General features: G+C 64.7%; 13 protein-coding genes. 11 read left to right on the top strand and 2 right to left on the bottom strand.

From position 1 onward, the window contains the following. Positions 1 to 12: 12 nt before the first annotated feature. Positions 13 to 1185 carry an acyl-CoA dehydrogenase family protein gene (locus C7A17_RS14695; RefSeq protein WP_106742942.1) on the bottom strand — a complete coding sequence of 391 codons (1173 nt, stop codon included), beginning with the start codon at positions 1183 to 1185 and terminating at the stop codon, positions 13 to 15. Positions 1186 to 1208: 23 nt separating this feature from the next. After that, a complete protein-coding gene (locus C7A17_RS14690; protein WP_106742941.1) occupies positions 1209 to 2321 on the bottom strand; it encodes an amidase in 1113 nt (370 codons plus the stop codon). A 712-nt stretch (positions 2322 to 3033) separates the two neighbouring features. Here C7A17_RS14690 and C7A17_RS14685 point away from each other — a divergent pair. The 11 genes from C7A17_RS14685 to C7A17_RS14635 all read left to right on the top strand — a co-directional run bounded on the left by C7A17_RS14685 (position 3034) and on the right by C7A17_RS14635 (position 17287). Next, a complete protein-coding gene (locus C7A17_RS14685) occupies positions 3034 to 4185 on the top strand; it encodes an ABC transporter substrate-binding protein (RefSeq protein ID WP_106738705.1) in 1152 nt (383 codons plus the stop codon). A 131-nt stretch (positions 4186 to 4316) separates the two neighbouring features. Continuing rightward, positions 4317 to 5354 carry a branched-chain amino acid ABC transporter permease gene (locus C7A17_RS14680; protein ID WP_106738704.1) on the top strand — a complete coding sequence of 346 codons (1038 nt, stop codon included), beginning with the start codon at positions 4317 to 4319 and terminating at the stop codon, positions 5352 to 5354. After that, a complete protein-coding gene (locus C7A17_RS14675) occupies positions 5351 to 7150 on the top strand; it encodes a branched-chain amino acid ABC transporter ATP-binding protein/permease (RefSeq protein ID WP_106738703.1) in 1800 nt (599 codons plus the stop codon). The genes C7A17_RS14680 and C7A17_RS14675 overlap by 4 nt, the downstream gene beginning before the upstream one ends. Next, positions 7150 to 7941: an ABC transporter ATP-binding protein gene (locus C7A17_RS14670; RefSeq protein ID WP_013717278.1), complete on the top strand. Its 792-nt coding sequence runs from the start codon at positions 7150 to 7152 to the stop codon at positions 7939 to 7941. Before C7A17_RS14675 ends, C7A17_RS14670 begins: the two co-directional genes overlap by 1 nt. A gap of 55 nt (positions 7942 to 7996) precedes the next feature. Next, positions 7997 to 9001 (top strand): ketopantoate reductase family protein, encoded by a 1005-nt coding sequence (locus C7A17_RS14665; RefSeq protein WP_106738702.1) that lies wholly within the window; start codon positions 7997 to 7999, stop codon positions 8999 to 9001. A 14-nt stretch (positions 9002 to 9015) separates the two neighbouring features. Then, positions 9016 to 9783, top strand: a complete 768-nt coding sequence (locus C7A17_RS14660) for a class II aldolase/adducin family protein (protein ID WP_106738701.1) — start codon at positions 9016 to 9018, stop codon at positions 9781 to 9783. 43 nt (positions 9784 to 9826) lie between these two features. Next, positions 9827 to 11383, top strand: a complete 1557-nt coding sequence (locus C7A17_RS14655) for a methyl-accepting chemotaxis protein (RefSeq protein ID WP_106738700.1) — start codon at positions 9827 to 9829, stop codon at positions 11381 to 11383. 356 nt (positions 11384 to 11739) lie between these two features. Then, positions 11740 to 12795: an extracellular solute-binding protein gene (locus C7A17_RS14650; RefSeq protein WP_106738699.1), complete on the top strand. Its 1056-nt coding sequence runs from the start codon at positions 11740 to 11742 to the stop codon at positions 12793 to 12795. Between the two features lie 304 nt (positions 12796 to 13099). Beyond that, positions 13100 to 14800 (top strand): GMC family oxidoreductase, encoded by a 1701-nt coding sequence (locus C7A17_RS14645; protein ID WP_106738698.1) that lies wholly within the window; start codon positions 13100 to 13102, stop codon positions 14798 to 14800. A gap of 77 nt (positions 14801 to 14877) precedes the next feature. Continuing rightward, positions 14878 to 15771, top strand: coding sequence for a SphA family protein (locus C7A17_RS14640; RefSeq protein ID WP_106738697.1), 894 nt, complete (start codon positions 14878 to 14880; stop codon positions 15769 to 15771). Between the two features lie 28 nt (positions 15772 to 15799). After that, positions 15800 to 17287, top strand: coding sequence for an aldehyde dehydrogenase family protein (locus C7A17_RS14635; protein ID WP_106738696.1), 1488 nt, complete (start codon positions 15800 to 15802; stop codon positions 17285 to 17287). Positions 17288 to 17534 lie beyond the last annotated feature (247 nt).

Genomic DNA, 17534 nt, shown 5'->3' with positions numbered 1-17534 from the left:
GTCAGTTGAAAGTCACAGGTAGCCAGGCAGCGGCTTGTTGCCGAAGAAGATCGCGCCGGCGTTCTGGTAGGTCATGTCGCCCATGAAGGCATGCTGGGTGATCACCAGGGTGTCGTTGACGAAGCGCGACAGGGGGTTGTCGCGATAGACACCGGTCATGCCCGAGAGCATCTGCGCGGTGCGCGCCACTTCGGCAGACACACGGGTGGCGTGGGTCGAGGACAGGCGCAGCAGGTTGGTCTGCTCGATGCTCACCGGCGTACCGGCAACCACGCTGTTCCAGGCGTCTTCCATGGCTTCATAGAACCAGGCACGGGCGGCGCGCAGTTCCGCTTCGGCCTTGGCCATCTGCATTTGCGCCAGCGGACGATCGGCCAGAGCCGGAGCACCGGTAACGGAGAAACGACCACTGGCCATGCCGGAGAGGTAGTCCAGGGCAGCACGGGCCACGCCCAGGCCAACCACGGACAGCACCTGCGTGGCGAAAGACAGCGAGGGGTAGCGGAACATCGGCTCATCGAGGTTGGAAGCGCCGCCGCGGACGAACGTCCACTCTTCGGGCACCACCACACCATCGATCACCACGTCGTGGCTGCCGGTACCGATCAGGCCAACCACGTTCCAGGTTTCCTCGATCGCCACCTTCTCCCTCGGCATCACCGCCAGGCGTGGCAGCCCCAACGTCTCGCCGTTCTTCGGGCTGATACCGACGCCAATCAGGCTCGCGCCCTTGCAGCCACTGGAGAAGCGCCAGCGGCCACTGACCTTGAAGCCACCGTCATGCAGATCGGCCGGCTGCGGAGGGAAAATGCCACCGGCAAATATGACGTCCGGGCCATTGGCATAGAGCTTCTCCAGCGTTGCCAGCGGCAGGGCCGCCAGGTACACCGGGTTCATGCCGAAGCTGGCGACCCAGCCGGCGGAGCCGTCGGCGGCGGAGATTTCCTCCACCATCTCGCAGAACTCCATGGGATTGCGCTGCTCACCGCCAAAGCGGGTAGGCACCAGGGCGCGGTAGACGCCCAGCTCCTTGAAACGCTCGATCACGTCATCGGAGATATATCGCTGCTGATCGAATTCCTCACGCTGGGCGCGCTCACGGATATCGACCAGCAGCGCCTGAAAGGCTTCATTTGCGGTAATCGGGGCAAGGCGCTGGCAATCCAGCTCGCTTAGGGAAGACATGGGCTTCTCCAGGATGGGCATGGTTATTGTTCGAGGCGCTGCAGCAATTCGCGGGCGACTGCCAGAAGCAGTTCATCCGCGCCTTTGGCAGCGACCAGTTGTAGTCCCACCGGCAACTTCGAAGCCCCTTCGAAAGGGATGCTCAATGCCGGGTGGCCAGTCAGGTTGAAGGGGCGTACGAAAGCGGTCATGCCGATGGCCGCGCGGGTATCGGCAGCATCTGCAACGAGTGCCGGGTAATCCGGCATGGTCGGCAGGGCGAGAATCGGGTACTGCGCCAGGGCGGCATCCACCTCGGCGGTAAACGCGGCGCGGCAGCGTTCGGCGTCGGCCAGGGCCTCGTCACGGGTGTCACGCGCGGCCAGCAGCCGGCCAGCGACGTCGGCGCCGACCAGGCCGCTGTCAACCAGGTGCCCGCAGGCATTCCAGGTTTCCCGGTTGATCACCGCCAGGCCAGCGTCGTAGGCCGCCGGCATGCCGGGCAAGGGTGCCTCGTGCAACTCGAAATCAGAGGCTTCGAGCACCGCATCGACAACGGCCTGCACCTCCGGGTTGGCCTGCACCGGCACCACGCCAATACGGATGCCACTCACGCCCGGCAGGGCATTGAAGGAAGGATCGATGACCTGCATCGCGCTGATCAGCGTGTCGATATCGGCGGCGAACGGGCCGACGCAATCCAGCGAGGTCTGCGTCGGCATCACCCCGGCGCGGCTGACCCGGCCAAAGCTGGGCTTGAGACCGAACACGCCACAGCAGGCAGCAGGAATACGTACCGAGCCACCGGTGTCGGTGCCCAGGGAGAAATCGCACAGACCAGCAGCGACGGCAGCGGCCGAACCACTGGAAGAGCCGCCGGGAATGCGTCCGGGGTAACGCGGGTTGTCTGCCGTACCCGTCCAGGCATTGAGCCCCGTGGTACCGAAGGCCAGCTCGTGCAGGCTGGTCTTGCCCAGCAGTTGGCAGCCGGCGTCGAGCAACGCCTGAACCACGTCGGCATGGCGCTCGGCATCCGGCGCATGCTCAAGAGCACGACTGGAAGCACGGGTGGGATGGCCAGCCACATCGATGGTGTCCTTCACCATCACACGGGGGCCTTGCCCACCGAGCTTCAGCTTCTCGACCACTATCGCCATCTGCTTCACCCACTGCCGTTCTTGTTGAAAAACCGAACCGCCACATGAGCTGCGATTCGCGTAAATCCAGAATCGGAAGAATTACGTGAATTGTCAATTGAATTATCGCTTAAAAAAGAGTGTGTAGATTCGGTGCATTTTCGGTATCGCAAGCACCATTCTCGTGCAGTTTGGTAACACTAAAAACCTGTAACATTCACGCATAAATCACATATAAATCCTTTAAAAACATATATTTAAAGAAAAAATGAGATTGACTCTCAACGCACACAAGGATTTTTAACGATCTCTTCAGCGCAGCAATAATGGCCGATAACCGCACAGAAATTGCACAATTTAAACGGCGTTTTTAAAGGCAAAAAACGCGCTTTTTAACCAACAAAAAGCACTAAAAAAACGTCCTTTTCCGCTCACGGAAAAGGACGTCCAGGCCCGATGAAATCAGCCATGAGGTGATCTGCATCACCCTCTCGGATGGAGCACCTCGGTACTGCCGCAGGAGGGCAAGCCAAACGCTCGGTTCGCGACCGAGCAGGGCCATGCGACAGGTCGGTGCACGCCGTTCTGGCACGGGAGGTGCAAAACAGCCTGTGTCGGACGGGTCAATCGCCGACAGCGCCCAAAGGCGCCAGAACAACAAGAAGACGACAAACCCTCCCAACCGGCAGGGCTCTGTCTCTCCAAATAGCCTTGCAACCCCTCGGAGTACGTCATGCACTTCAAACGAGCTGTGTCCACCCTCCTCCTCAGCGCCGTCTGCGCTTCCTTCGCACAAGCCGAGGTAAAGGTGGGTGTCATCACCTCCTCTACCGGCCCCATCGCACTGGTCGGGCTACCGCAGAAGAACTCCGTCCCGCTGCTGCCCACTCAGGCCGGCGACCAGCAGGTGAAGTACATCGCCCTGGATGACGGCAGCGACCCCACCGCCACCGTCAAGGCGCTGAAGAAGCTGATCAGCGAGGAAAATGTCGACGCCATCATCGGCCCGAGCGGCTCGCCCAATGCCATGGGCGTGATTCAGTTCGTCGCCGAAGCCGGCGTGCCGTTGCTGGCACCGGTCGGCACCGCCGCCGTGGTGTTGCCGATGACCGAGCAGAAGAAGTGGGTATTCAAGACCACGCAGAACGACGACCTGATCGCCAAGGCCCTTGTCGAGGACATGAACGCCCGTGGCGTGAAGACACTCGGCTTCATCGGCACCGCCGATCCCTACGGCGAGAACTGGTCGAAGGTGATGGGCACACTGGCCGCCGAACACGGCATCAAGATGCTGGCCAGCGAACGCTTCCAGCGCCAGGACACCTCGGTGACCGGGCAGAGCCTGAAGATTCTCGCCTCGCGTCCCGACGCGGTGCTGGTGGCCGCGCCGGGCAGCTCGGCGGTTCTGCCGCAGACCACCCTGTTCGACCAGGGCTACCGTGGCCAGATGTACCAGACCCACGGCGCGGCCCTGCCGGACTTCCTCAAGCTCGGCGGCAAGAAGGTCGAAGGCACCATCCTCGCTGCCAGCCTGATGCTGGTGCTCGAGCAGATGCCCGACAGCCATCCATCCAAGGCAATCGCCGGCGACTACGTGGCGGCTTACGAGAAACTCAATGGCAGCAAGCCGGCCACCTTCGGCGCCAATACCTATGACGCCGGGCTGCTGCTGCAACAGGCGATTCCGGCTGCCGCCGCCAAGGCGCAACCCGGCACGCCCGAGTTCCGCGCAGCCCTGCGCGATGCGCTGGAAGCGACCCACGAGTTCGCCGCCACCCAGGGCGTCTACACCATGAGCGCCGAGGATCACAGCGGCTTCGACGAGCGCGGCCGCGAGCTGATCCAGGTGAAAAACGGCAACTGGACGCTGCTCAAGCGCGACTGATCGCTCCGCGTGATACCCCGTAGGGTGGGCCGGGCGGCGATCCGCTTTAGCCCACTGTTCGCTGGTGGGCTGAAGCCCACCCTACGGGGCCTGTGGCTCGAACGCCCCATACCGTAACAAGAGTTTCCGATATGAATTTCCAGATTGCCCTGCTGCTCGGCCAGGACGGCATCACCAACGGCGCCATCTACGCGCTGCTGGCGTTGTCGATCCTGCTGGTCTTCACCGTGACGCGCATCCTGCTGATCCCGCTGGGTGAGTTCGTCACCTACGGTGCGCTGACCATGGCTGCCCTGCAGGCCGGCCAGCCCACCGCGCTGGTCTGGCTGTTGCTGGCGCTGACCCTGGCCGACTGCGCCATGGATCTGTACGACGCCACCCGCGCCAGCCGCAGTTTCCGTTTCCCGAAACGCATCGTGCTCAAGCTCGCCTATGCCCTGGCCATGGTCGGCCTGATCCGCAGCCTGCCGCTGGCGGAGCTGCCCATGGCAGTGCAGGCCCTGCTCACTCTGGCGCTGGTGGTACCGCTCGGCCCGCAGCTCTATCGCCTGGTGTTCCAGCCGCTGGCTTCGGCCAGTGCACTGGTGCTGCTGATCGTATCCATCGCCGTGCACGTGGCCATGGTCGGTATCGCCCTGCTGCTGTTCGGCCCAGAAGGTGCACGCACCCAGCCCTTCTCCGAAGCCGGCCTGACCCTCGGCCCGGTGACCTTCAACAGCCAGACCCTGTGGGTCATCGCCGTGTCCCTGGCGCTGATCATCAGCCTGTTCCTGTTCTTCGAACGCAGCCTCTATGGCAAGGCCCTGCGTGCCACCGCGGTGAATCGCATGGGCGCACGATTGATGGGCATCTCGCCGAACCTGGCGGGCAAGGCCACCTTCGCCTTGGCCACCTTCATCGGTGCACTGTCGGGCATCCTCATCGCCCCCATCACCACCCTGTATTTCGACTCCGGCTTCGTCATCAGCCTCAAGGGTTTCGTCGGCGCCATCATCGGCGGTCTGGTGAGCTACCCGGCGGCCGCCCTGGGCGCGCTCGCCGTGGGCCTGATCGAGGCGTTCTCGATGTTCTGGGCCAGCACCTACAAGGAGATCATCGTCTTCACCCTGATCATCCCCTTCCTGCTCTGGCGTTCCCTCACCAGCCGTCATGTGGAGGACGATGAATGAAACCGCGCTACCTGATCCTCGCCCTGGTCGCCGTACTGGCCGTGGCGCCGGCGGTGCTGCCGCCCTACTACGTCACCCTGCTCAACTACATCGGCCTGTACACCCTGGTGGTGCTCGGCCTGGTGCTGCTCACCGGCGTCGGCGGCATGACCAGCTTCGGCCAGGCCGCCTTCGTCGGCCTCGGCGCCTACACCAGCGCCTACCTGACCACCGTGCAGGATCTACCGAGCTGGCTGGCCTGGGCCAGCGCCTCGCCCTGGCTGACCCTGCTGATCGGGCTGGCCCTGACCGCCATCGTGGCCCTGGTGCTCGGCGCGCTGACGCTGAAGCTGTCCGGCCACTACCTGCCGCTGGGTACCATCGCCTGGGGTCTGTCGCTGTACTACCTGTTCGGCACCCTGGAGTCGCTTGGCGGGCACACCGGCGTCAGCGGCCTGCCGAGCATTTCCCTGTTCGGCTGGGCGCTGGACAAGGGCGAGAAGATCTATTACCTGATCTGGGCGATCCTGCTGGGCGCCATGCTCGTCACCCAGAACCTCCTCGACTCGCGTGAAGGTCGTGCCATCCGCGCACTCAAGGGCGGCCAGCTGATGGCTGAGTCGATGGGTGTGAACACCTTCCGCACGAAGATGGTGATCTTCCTCATCTCCGCGCTGTTCGCCGCCCTCTCCGGCTGGCTCTACGCGCACACCCAGCGCTTCGTGAACCCCACGCCGTTCGGCCTGCACATGGGCATCGAGTATCTGTTCATGGCGCTGATCGGCGGCGTGGCCAGCGTCTGGGGCGCCCTGCTCGGCGCCGGCGTGCTGACCATGCTCAAGCAGTGGCTGCAGGATCTGCTGCCGCAGTTGCTGGGCAATACCGGCAACTACGAGGTGATCGTCTTCGGCATCGCCATCGTGCTGCTGATGCAACGCGCGCCGGGCGGCCTGTGGCCACTGCTGACGCGCCTGCGGCCTGATGCCTGGAAGCCACGCCGCGCTGCCCGCCCAATCGACGACGCCAGCGAGCTGCCGCAGCGCGAGGCGCCGGTCGTCGGCGAGGTGCTGCTGGAAGCCCGCGACGTGACCCGTTGCTTCGGCGGCCTGGTAGCCAACAACGAGATGAACCTGGAGGTACACGCCGGGGAAATTCTCGCCCTGATCGGCCCCAACGGCGCCGGCAAGAGCACCCTGTTCAACCAGCTTTCCGGCGTCGATACGCCCACCTCCGGTGAAGTGCTGTTCCGTGGCCAGCGCATCAACGGCATCCCCTCGCGGCGTATCGCGCGCATGGGCATGAGCCGCACCTTCCAGCACGTCAAGCTGCTGCCGGAGATGAGCGTGCTGGAGAACGTCGCCCTCGGCGCCCACTTGCGCGGCAGCAAGGGCGTACTCGCCGCAGCCCTGCGTCTGGATCGCGCCGAGGAAGCACGCCTGCTCGCCGAAGCGCGCCGTCAGCTGGAACGGGTCGGCCTCGGTGACTACCTGTACGTGGAAGCCGGCAGCTTGGCGCTGGGCCAGCAACGCATCCTCGAAATCGCCCGCGCGCTGTGCGCCAACCCCTGCCTGCTGCTGCTCGACGAGCCGGCCGCCGGCCTGCGTCACAAGGAGAAGGAAGCCCTCGGCCAGTTGCTCAGCCGCCTGCGCAGCGAAGGCATGGCGATCCTGCTGGTCGAGCACGACATGGACTTCGTCATGGGCCTGGTCGATCGCGTGGTGGTGATGGAGTTCGGCCAGCGCATCGCCTTCGGCCTGCCGGCCGATGTGCAGAAGGATCCGGCAGTGCTGGAAGCCTATCTAGGAGGAGCGGAGTGATGAACATGCCCATGCACAACCTGCAGCACACGCAGAACCAGGTAGCCAACCCGGTGCTGGACGTCAGCGACCTGTGCGTCGCCTACGGCAAGGTCGAGGCGCTGTCCAACGCCAGCCTGCGCGTCGGCCAGGGCCAGATCGTCACCGTGATCGGCCCCAACGGCGCCGGCAAGACCACCCTGCTCTCGGCCATCATGGGCGTGCTCGGCTCGCGAGGCCGGGTCGCCTTCGACGGCAGCCTGGAAGCCGTGCCGGAAGTCGAGGTGATGGTCGGCCGCGGCCTCGGCCTGGTGCCGGAGAAGCGCGAGCTGTTCAGCAGCATGTCGGTCGCCGACAACCTGCTGCTCGGCGCCTTCCAGCGCCACCGCAGCGGCCAGCGCGACCACGGTCAGACGCTCAAGGAGGTCTACGAACTGTTCCCGCGCCTGTGGGAACGCCGCGAGCAACTGGCCGCCACCCTCTCCGGTGGCGAGCGGCAGATGCTCGCCGTCGGCCGCGCGCTGATGGCCAAGCCCAAGCTGCTGATGCTCGATGAACCGAGCCTCGGTCTGGCGCCACTGATCACCCGCGAGATCTTCCGCATCATCACCACCCTGCGCCAGCAGGGCGTGTCGATCCTGCTGGTGGAACAGAACGCCCGCGCCGCCCTGCGCGTGGCGGACTACGCCTACGTGCTGGAAACCGGACAGATCGCCATGCAGGGCCCAGCCGCGCAACTGGCCGATGACCCGCGGGTGATAGAGGCCTACCTGGGCCTAGCCAGCAAGCATCAGGAAATGCTCGCTACCTGAACCCACGGCGCCCGCCTGGCGGGCGCCGTCGTCTGCTCTGTAAGGAAGCATGCTCATGCTCAACCCAACGCCACTGCGCGTGTGCATCGCCGGTGCCGGCGCGATCGGCTGCACCCTTGCCGCGCGCCTGGTCGAAAGCGGCCAACCGGTCAGCCTGCTGGCACGCGGCAAGACGCTCACCGTGCTGCGCGACAACGGCATCCAGTTGACCGACCTGGACGGCGAACACCGCGTGCACGTCAGCGCCAGCGATGACTGCCGCGAACTCGGCGAACAGGATCTGCTGTTCATCTGCACCAAGGCGCCGGCCCTGGCTGGCCTGCTGCCCGAATTGGCGCCGCTGATCGGCCCCGACACCGTGGTGGTGCCAGTGGTCAACGGCGTGCCCTGGTGGTACTTCCACGGCATCGAAGGCCGACTCGCCGGCCGCCGCGTCGAAGCCGTCGATCCCGGCGGCATGCTCAGCGCCAGCCTCGACCTGCACCACGTACTCGGCTGCGTGGTGTTCATCACTGCCGAAAGCAGCGCACCGGGCGTGGTGCGCTCGAACAACCCGCACCTGATGATCTTCGGCGAGCCGAACGGGCAGATGAGCGAACGCCTGGAACGGGTGCGCGCGCTGATCGCCGCCAGCGGCATCGAGGCACGCGCTACCGAGCGTATCCGCGATCAGCTGTGGACCAAGATCATCGCCAACCTGACTTCCAACCCGCTGTCGGTGGTCACCGGCGCGACCCTGGAGCAGCTCTACGGCCAGGCCGAGCTGAAGACGGTGGTCGGCAAGATTCTCCAGGAAACCCTGCTCACTGCTGCGGCTTATGGCGCACGCATCCAGTTCGATCCACAGACCTTCATGGAGCTGGGCGCCGGTATGGGTGCGGTGCGCACCTCGATGCTGCAGGACTACGAACAGGGTCGGCCACTGGAGCTGGCCGCCATCGGCGACGCGGTCGTCGAGTTGGCCGGTTACCAGGGCCTGGCCATGCCCACCACCCAGGACATCCTCGCCCTGGCGCGCTTTCGCAGCGCACCCGGTCACGTCCATTCCCCCGCACATTGATACGAGACTTCGCCATGAACGCCATGACCGATTTCAGCAAGCCCGCCCATTGCAGCGACGAAGAATGGGCACTGCGCGTCAAGCTCGCCTACTGCTACCACCTGGTGGACTGGTTCGGCTGGACCGAGACCATCTTCAACCACATTTCCGCACGCCTGCCTGGCCCGGCCCATCACTACCTGGTCAACCCCTTCGGCCTGAACTACAGCGAAGTCACGCCGGGCAACCTGCTCAAGGTCGACCTGCACGGCAAGAAGCTCGAGCCCTCGCCCTACGACGGCAACCCCGCCGGCTTCGCCCTGCACAGCGCCGTGCACGGCGCGCGTGACGACATCCAGTGCGTGATCCACACCCACACCACGCCGATCTCCGCCGTGGTGCAGAAGAAGCGCGGCTTCACCCATGACGACTTCTACGGCGCCCAGCTGCATGGCCGCATCGGCTACCACACCTTCGAGGGCATCACCCTGTTCGATGACGAGAAGGCGCGGATGATCGAGAGCCTCGGCAACAAGCACGTGCTGGTGCTGCGCAACCACGGCATCGCGGTAGGCGAGAGCAGCATCGAGAAGACCTTCTTCCTGCTCTGGACGGTGCAGCGCGCTGCCGAGAACCAGTGCGCCGCCGGTGCCCTGGGCGGCGAGGACAACCCGCTGGAGGACGGCATCGCCGCCAAGTGCTCCGACCTCACCGCGATGCTGATCCGCGAGAGTGGTTTCGCCACCAAGTTCTATGACGCCATGGTGCGCAAGATGCGCACCGAACGGGCCATGCACTGGTAAGCGCACGGCCTGCCGACGCAGGCCACAGCCGAGGAGTCGTGTCATGCAAGCTGCCGCCAGCATCCCAACAGGTTTCCAGGAGCCACCGATTTCCCGGCTCGATCCGCAGGGTGTCCTGCTCACCTGCAACGCTGCCTATCTGGACATGTGCGGCTACGCCGAACACGACGTGGTCGGCAAGCCTCACGAACTGATCAACCACCCGCACATGCCGGCATCGGTGATCGCCAGCATGTGGCGTGCGCTACGCGCTGGCGTGCCATGGACGGCACCCGTGATGATCCGCCACAGACAAGGTGACGCGGACTGGCACAACCTCTATGTGGTACCGCTGTTCGATGACGGCAAGCTGGCGGCGCTGGGCACCGTCTATCAACCCATCGAGCCGGCGCAGGCGCGCCAGGCCGAGCGCCTCTATGCGCGCCTGGCACAGGGCCAGGCACCCTGGAAGCCACTTCAGCGGTTCAGCGAACTGCTGCTGGGTCATGGCCTGCAACTGGCGCTCGGCCTGGGCCTGGCGCTGGCCACACTGCTGGCCTACTTGCCGGCCGCCCTGGGTCTGCCTTTGCTGCTGGCACTGGGCCTCGCCGGGCTGCAGCCAGCGCTGCGTCAGCGCCAACTGAGCCGCACCCTGCTCGCCCAGCACGCCCAGGCCTACAGCGACCCGCTGCTGACGCCGCTATACGCCCAGCACCCCGGGCCGACCAGCCTGCTGGCCATGGCCCTGGAAAGTCAGCGCGCGCGCATGAGCACGGTGATGTCGCGCATCTGCATCAACAGCGTGGTACTGCGTCAGCAGGCGCGGACCTCGGCCGACGTGGTCGATCACTCGGTCGAGCAACTGGATCGCCAGGTGCGCGAAACCGAGCAGACCGCCGCCGCGATCAACCAGATGAGCGCCACCATCCAGGAACTGTCGCGCAACCTGCAGCACACCGCGCAAGCCGCGCAGAACGCCGACCAGTTGGCCCGTGATGGCGAGCGCCTGTCTGACGACAGCCAGCGCTCGGCCCAGACCATGCGCCATTCGGTAGGCGAAATTGGCCGGGCAGTCGGCAGCCTGGCGGCGGCCATCGAATCCATCGGCGGCGTGGCCACGGTGATCCAGAGCATCGCCGAGCAGACCAACCTGCTGGCCCTCAACGCCGCCATCGAGGCCGCCCGCGCTGGCGAGTCCGGGCGCGGCTTCGCGGTGGTCGCCGACGAGGTACGCAGCCTCGCCTCGCGCACCCGCGAATCGACCCACGAGATCCAGCGCTCGCTGGAAACCCTGCGTCAGGACAGCGGCACTGCGCTGGCCACCGCGCAGCGCGGCGAACAGGCGGCCCTGCGCGCCAGTACCGACGTCGAGCAGGCGCGCCAGGCACTGACGCGCATCTGCGCCGAGGTCGCGCAGATCAGCGGCATGAGCCTGCAGATGGCTGCCGCCATCGAGCAGCAGGGCCAGGTCGCCGAGCAGATCAACCAGCAGATCACTGAGATCGCCGGCTTCACAGAGCGCACCAGCCAACAGGCCGGACGCACCAGCGAGATCAGCCAGGCACTGCACCAGTTGGCCGAGTCGCAGTTGGGGTTGGCACAACGCTTCCTCAAAGGCTGAGAACCTGCCTACGACCTGCTGCGCGTCGGCCTGGCGTCGTTAAAAACGCCCTGGATCGCCAGCCCGGTCGAATGCTCATTTACAGTCCGTAAACTGCGCTTTCTCAGGCGTTTGACTCGCTGGCGCTCACCCTTCGGGCCAGCCTACGGCTGTTACTCCCGTTGGTCGTTGCGCCTAGCCAGTCTCTAGCTCGCAAGGTCGTAAACAGACGCTGAAAACAAAGCGTCTGGCAGCCAGGTACAAGAACTTGGCCACCAGGATCAAGCGACGCCCGGCCCAGGGCGATTGAATGGCGCACACGAGCTCATCGGCCAACCCGATGCCCTTCGCCATTCGTCCTGCCTGGAGGCCTTCCGATGAAGCGGCTCTTCGCCCTGCTGCTCCTGCTTGCCAGCACCGCCCATGCCGAGGAGGTGCTGCGCGTCTATGGCTGGAAGGACTATATCGACCCGCAGGTGCTCGAGGACTTCCGCGCGCAGACCGGCATCAGCGTCGATTACCAGGCGTTCACCACCTCGGACGAACTGCTCGCGGCGCTGGCCGCCGATACCGATCACGACCTGGTGATGCCCAGCCATTTCATGCTCGAACAACTGATCGCCGAGGGCCGCCTGGCACCACTGGATACAGGCCGTTTGCGCCATCACGCCAGCCTCGATCCCTGGCTGCTGTCGACCCTGGCCGGCATCCCAGCTGCCAACCGTCATGCGGTGCCTTATCTATGGGGCTCCATCGGCCTGGTGGTCGACCCGCAACAAGCCCAGAAACATTACGCCGGCGCGCTGCCCAACAGCTGGAGCCTGCTGTTCGATCCCGAGCAGGCGGCGCAACTGAGCCGTTGCGGACTGGGTCTGCTGGACGCTGCCGAGGAAACCGGCTCGCTGCTGCTCAACTACCGCGGCCGGCGCCTGTCTGCCAGCAGCGACCGGCAGATCGTGCGTCAGTTGCGCAGCCTCGAAGCGGTCGCGCCGCTGCTGCGTACCCTGAACAACTGGGCCTTCGTCGACGAGCTGGTCGCTGGCCGCCTGTGCCTGGCCATGGCCTGGAGCGGCCATGCGGTACGGGCGATGGAAGGCAATGCGCAGTTGCGTTACCAGATTCCAGACGAAGGCGCGGCGATCTACATCGACACCCTGGCGATCCCCACCCACGCCGCCAATCCACAGCTGGCCTACCGCTTGATCGACTTTCTCATCGACCCGCCCGTAGCCATTCTTAACGCCCGCGCCACCCGTTTCTATCCGCCGCTGCCCAGCACTGCGCCCGCCATGCAGAGCTTCGCCGCCGAGCATCCGGCGCAAGTGCTGACGGCCGAACAGCGACGCCGCAGCTACCTGCTGGAAGGCCTGCCGCCCCGCCAGAAGCAGATCCTCGACGAGGCCTGGACGCGAGTCAGAGCCGCCCGGCACTGACGGCGTCAGAGTGGCAGGCATCTACAACAAGCTGTCCGCCATGATCAATTTTTCCACCCTGGCCGGATGCTATGAATAGCGCCCAGTGATTCACCGATCCGCCCCGAACAATCTACTGAGCACGGCCCTGGAGTATTTGACGACGCCAGGCTCGCGCATAGCAGATCGTAGACAGGTTCCAGGCGCAGGGGAATTTGGCAGCGACGTACAAAAGACTGTCCAGCACGATCAATTTCTTCTGGTCGGTAAAGGCTTGAATGGCGCTTCGACGATTTATCTCGACCCCTTCGCGAGAGACCAACACATGCCACATCAGGAATATGACTACATTGTGATCGGCGCCGGCTCGGCGGGCTGCGTGGTCGCCGCCCGACTGATCCAGCAAGATGCCGGCAGCGTGCTGCTGCTCGAAGCCGGCGGCAAGGACAGCAGTCCCTTTCACACCATGCCGGCCACTGTAGTGCAGGTCTTTCAACAAAAGTCCTGGCCGTACATGACCGTACCGCAGAAGCACTGCAACAACCGCGAGATGATCATCGCCCAGGGCAAGGTGCTCGGCGGCGGCAGTTCGGTGAACGGCATGATTTACATCCGCGGCCAGCAGCAGGACTACGACGACTGGGTCAGCGACTGGAATTGCCCGGGCTGGGGCTACCGCGACGTACTGCCCTATTTCAAGAGAGCCGAAGCCAACGAAAGCCTGGGTAGCGAGTTCCACGGTCAGGACGGCCCGCTGCCGGTCAGCGAAAACCGCTATCGCCACCCGATGACCATGGCCTTCGTACGTGCCGGCCAAGAGCTGGGCCTGCCCTACGTCAACGACTTCAACGGCGCATCCCAGGAAGGCGTCGGTTTCTACCAGACCACCACCCGTAACGGCGCCCGCGCCAGCACCGCGCGTACCTACCTGAAGTCGGTACGCGACAGCAGCAGGCTGCGTGTGGTGACCGACGCCCTGGTACACAAGGTGGTGATCGAGCACGGCCGCGCCACCGGCGTGATCTTCAGCGAGAAAGGCGGCGCGCCCACCACCGTCAACGCGCGTGAAGAAGTGATCCTCAGCGCCGGTGCCTTCGGCAGCCCGAAGATTCTCATGCTCTCCGGAGTCGGCCCCAAGGAGCATCTCGCCGAGCACGGCATCGAGACGCTGGTCGACCTGCCGGTTGGCAAGAACTTCCACGATCACCTGCACCTGTCGCTCAACGCCACCACTCATGAACCCAATAGCATCCTTGGCGAAGACAAGGGCTTGCGCGGCATCAAGCACATGGCCCAGTGGCTGGCCTTTCGCAGCGGCCTGCTGACCAGCAACATTCTCGAAGGCGGCGGCTTCATCGATACCCAGGGCACTGGCCGGCCGGATATCCAGTTCATGTTCCTGCCGGTGATGGACAACTTCGACAACACCCCGGGCGAGGTCGCTCCAGCCGCCGAGCATGGCCTTACCGTCAAGGTCGGCCACCTGCGCCCGAAGGCACGTGGCGAGGTGTGCCTGCGCAGCACCGACCCGGCCGACCTGCCGTTGATCGACCCCAACTACCTGGGCGACCCGGAGGATCTGCAAGGCCAGATTCGCGCCGTGCAGGCCGGCCTGCGCCTAATGCAGCAGCCCGCGCTGCGCAGCCTGATCAAGAAGATCACCGCGCCCGAGAACATCGACTGGCGCGACACCGCTGGCATCGAAGCCTTCGTGCGCAAGGCCGTCAAGACCGTCTACCACCCCGGCGGCACCTGCCGCCTGGGCGTCGAGCCAGGCGACTCGGTGGTTGACTTGCAGATGCGCGTACACGGTGTGCCCAACCTGCGGGTAATCGACCTCTCGGTGTGTCCGCAGATCGCCAGCGGCAACACCAATGCGCCGGCAATCATGCTCGGTGAGCGCGGCGCCGATTTCATTCTCGGCAAGGCGCCCCTGGCACTCGATGCGCCAGCCGAACAGGTGCTCGATCTCAATCAGCTGCTCGGAGCCCACAGCGCTTCACTCGTCGAAGCCAGCCGCTCCTGACTGCCCTCGCCACCTTGGCGCCAGCCGTGCGTCAAGGCTGGCGCTCGCCTGAAAATCAGCTCGAGGAACCACTTTCCATGCGCATTTTCTCCCTGCACCACCTGATTGCTCCAGGCCTTCTTTGCCTGCTCGCCGTCGCCCAGAACGCCTTGGCCACCGAGGGCGGCGGCGGTGCTTACGCCAACGGCAGCGAGGGCTTCATGACCGGCGCCCTGCCACCGCCCGGCACTTACCTGGTCAGCTACAACACCTATTACACCGCCGACAAATTTGCCAACGATAACCCGGCCTTCGACGATTTCAAGGTCAGTACCGCCGCCACCATCCTTCGCGCGATTCACGTCACCGACAAGAAGATCCTCGGCGGCAACTGGGCAATGCATGCGTTTCTGGTCGCTGCCGACGTGGACGTCGACCTGGGCGCCGGTGGCCGGCAGAGCCGCGCTGGCATGGGCGACTTCATCTTCGACCCGCTCGCCATCGGCTGGCACAGCGGCAACTGGCACTGGATCGTCGGCATGGACATCTACCTGCCCACCGGCCGTTACGACAAGAACGAGCTGGCCAACATCGGCCGCAACTACGTCACCCTCGAACCGCTGTTCGCCTTCACCTACCGCAACGCGGCCGGCTACGAGTTTTCGATGAAGACCATGTTCGATCACAACTACGAGAACCGTGACACCAATTACCGTTCCGGCAATGAGGTGCATGCAGATTTCGTCGCCGCCAAGCACTTCGGCAACTGGGGCGTGGGTATCGGTGGCTACGCCTACAGACAGGTAAGTGGCGACAGTGGCGAGGGCGCCGTAATGGGTGATTTCAAGGGCCGTGCAATGGCCCTCGGCCCGCAGTTCTCCTACTCCATGGCTAGCGGCCTGAACATCCAGGGCCGCTACCAGCGCGAATTCGACGTACAGAATCGCCCGGAAGGCGACAAGTTCTGGCTGAACATCGCCATCCCTCTCTGACCCTTAACCTCTACTTCAGGATGATCCCATGAGCGACATTTCCCTACTGCCCCAGGTGCGCGAGTTCCTTCAGCGCAACCATGCCCATTTCATCGACGGCGAATACCGCGCGGGTACATCAGGCAAGCGCGTGCCCATCGTCAACCCGGCCAATGGTGAAGTGATCGCGCAGATCACCTGCGCCACCGCCGACGAGGTCGAGTCGGCCGTCGCCGCTGCCCGCCGTACCTTCAAGGGCGAGTGGGCGCAAACCTCGCCCTACCAGCGCGGCGTGGTGCTCAATCGCCTGGCCGACCTGATGGAGGCCAATGGCGAGGAATTGGCGCAACTGGAAACCCTCTGCTCGGGCAAGTCCATCCACCTCTCGCGCATGTTCGAAGTCGGCCAGAGCGCCATCTTCCTGCGCTACTACGCCGGCTGGGCGACCAAGATCAACGGCGAAACCATGAGCCCGTCGTTTCCGTCCATGATGGGCGAGCAGTACACCGCCTTCACCCGCCGCGAGCCAGTGGGCGTGGTGGCCGGCATCGTGCCGTGGAATTTCTCGGTGATGATCGGTGTGTGGAAGATCGCCGCGGCGCTGGCCACCGGCTGCACCTTGGTGCTCAAGCCCAGCGAGTTCACCCCACTGACCCTGCTGCGCCTGGCCGAACTGGCTATCGAGGCCGGCGTGCCGGCGGGCGTGCTCAACGTGGTCAACGGCACCGGCGAGGTCGGCGCCAGCCTGATCGAGCATCCGCAGGTGGCCAAGGTGTCCTTCACCGGCTCGGTGCCCACCGGGCTCAAGGTCGGCCAGAGCGCCATGGCCGCCAACCTCACCCGCGTGACCCTGGAGCTGGGCGGCAAGAACGCCGCCGCGCTGCTGCCCGACGCCGATATCGACGGCGCGGTGGCCGGCCTGATCCAGACCGGCTACGTGCACCAGGGCCAGGTCTGCGCCGCACCGGAGCGCATCTACGTGCACCGCTCGCGCCTCGACGAGACCCTGGCGAAATTCACTGCTGCCCTGCAAGGCATGAATATCGGCTCGCCGCTGGATGAGAGCGTCAACTTCGGCCCGCTGGCCAACAAGCCGCAGTTCGACAAGGTTTCACAGTTCCTGCAACTGGCTCGCGAGCATAGCCAAGTAGTCTGCGGCGGCAAGCCGCTGGCCCGCGCCGGCTACTTCGTCGAACCGACCGTGGTGCTGGCCAACGGGCCGCAGGATCGCCTGCTGCACGAGGAAACCTTCGGCCCGATCCTCTGCGTGCTGCCCTACGACGAGGTCGAGGAGCTGCCGGCGCTGATCAACGACTCGCCGTTCGGCCTCACCGCCAGCGTGTGGACCAACGACCTGTCGCGCGCGCTGCGTCTGATCCCGCAGATCGAGGCCGGCACGGTGTACGTCAACATGCACACCTTCCTCGACCCCTCGGTGCCCTTCGGCGGCATCAAGGCCTCCGGCACCGGTCGTGAATTCGGCAGCGCCTTCATCGACGACTACACCGAACTGAAATCGGTGATGATCCGCTACTGACAGGCTGCGAACGGGCCGCCAGCCACTCTCGGCGGCCCGCTCCCTCACCAACCGCCACTCTCCCCTTCGCCACATCCCCAGCCCTTCCCCGAGCCAGCTAACGGGCGGATATCCGGCCGCATGAAGAAAACCGACCACTGATCTCAGCGCGATATCACACGGCGGTTTCTGGCTCAAAAAATGCTTGAACATTCACGTTATTTGCCAAGTGTGCAGAAACGACACAAACAGCGCACCAAAACATAAA

The sequence above is a fragment of the Pseudomonas mendocina genome, from assembly GCF_003008615.1.
Lineage (GTDB): Bacteria > Pseudomonadota > Gammaproteobacteria > Pseudomonadales > Pseudomonadaceae > Aquipseudomonas > Aquipseudomonas mendocina_C.
This window is presented reverse-complemented; position numbering and strand designations above follow the sequence as displayed.

Coding starts and splice junctions, on each gene's coding strand:
- C7A17_RS14660 (WP_106738701.1), top strand. CDS start 9,016: ATGAACGCCATGACCGATTTCAGCAAGCCCGCCCATTGCAGCGACGAA.
- C7A17_RS14690 (WP_106742941.1), bottom strand. CDS start 2,321: ATGGCGATAGTGGTCGAGAAGCTGAAGCTCGGTGGGCAAGGCCCCCGT.
- C7A17_RS14635 (WP_106738696.1), top strand. CDS start 15,800: ATGAGCGACATTTCCCTACTGCCCCAGGTGCGCGAGTTCCTTCAGCGC.
- C7A17_RS14645 (WP_106738698.1), top strand. CDS start 13,100: ATGCCACATCAGGAATATGACTACATTGTGATCGGCGCCGGCTCGGCG.
- C7A17_RS14670 (WP_013717278.1), top strand. CDS start 7,150: ATGAACATGCCCATGCACAACCTGCAGCACACGCAGAACCAGGTAGCC.
- C7A17_RS14650 (WP_106738699.1), top strand. CDS start 11,740: ATGAAGCGGCTCTTCGCCCTGCTGCTCCTGCTTGCCAGCACCGCCCAT.
- C7A17_RS14640 (WP_106738697.1), top strand. CDS start 14,878: ATGCGCATTTTCTCCCTGCACCACCTGATTGCTCCAGGCCTTCTTTGC.
- C7A17_RS14695 (WP_106742942.1), bottom strand. CDS start 1,185: ATGTCTTCCCTAAGCGAGCTGGATTGCCAGCGCCTTGCCCCGATTACC.
- C7A17_RS14675 (WP_106738703.1), top strand. CDS start 5,351: ATGAAACCGCGCTACCTGATCCTCGCCCTGGTCGCCGTACTGGCCGTG.
- C7A17_RS14685 (WP_106738705.1), top strand. CDS start 3,034: ATGCACTTCAAACGAGCTGTGTCCACCCTCCTCCTCAGCGCCGTCTGC.
- C7A17_RS14680 (WP_106738704.1), top strand. CDS start 4,317: ATGAATTTCCAGATTGCCCTGCTGCTCGGCCAGGACGGCATCACCAAC.
- C7A17_RS14655 (WP_106738700.1), top strand. CDS start 9,827: ATGCAAGCTGCCGCCAGCATCCCAACAGGTTTCCAGGAGCCACCGATT.
- C7A17_RS14665 (WP_106738702.1), top strand. CDS start 7,997: ATGCTCAACCCAACGCCACTGCGCGTGTGCATCGCCGGTGCCGGCGCG.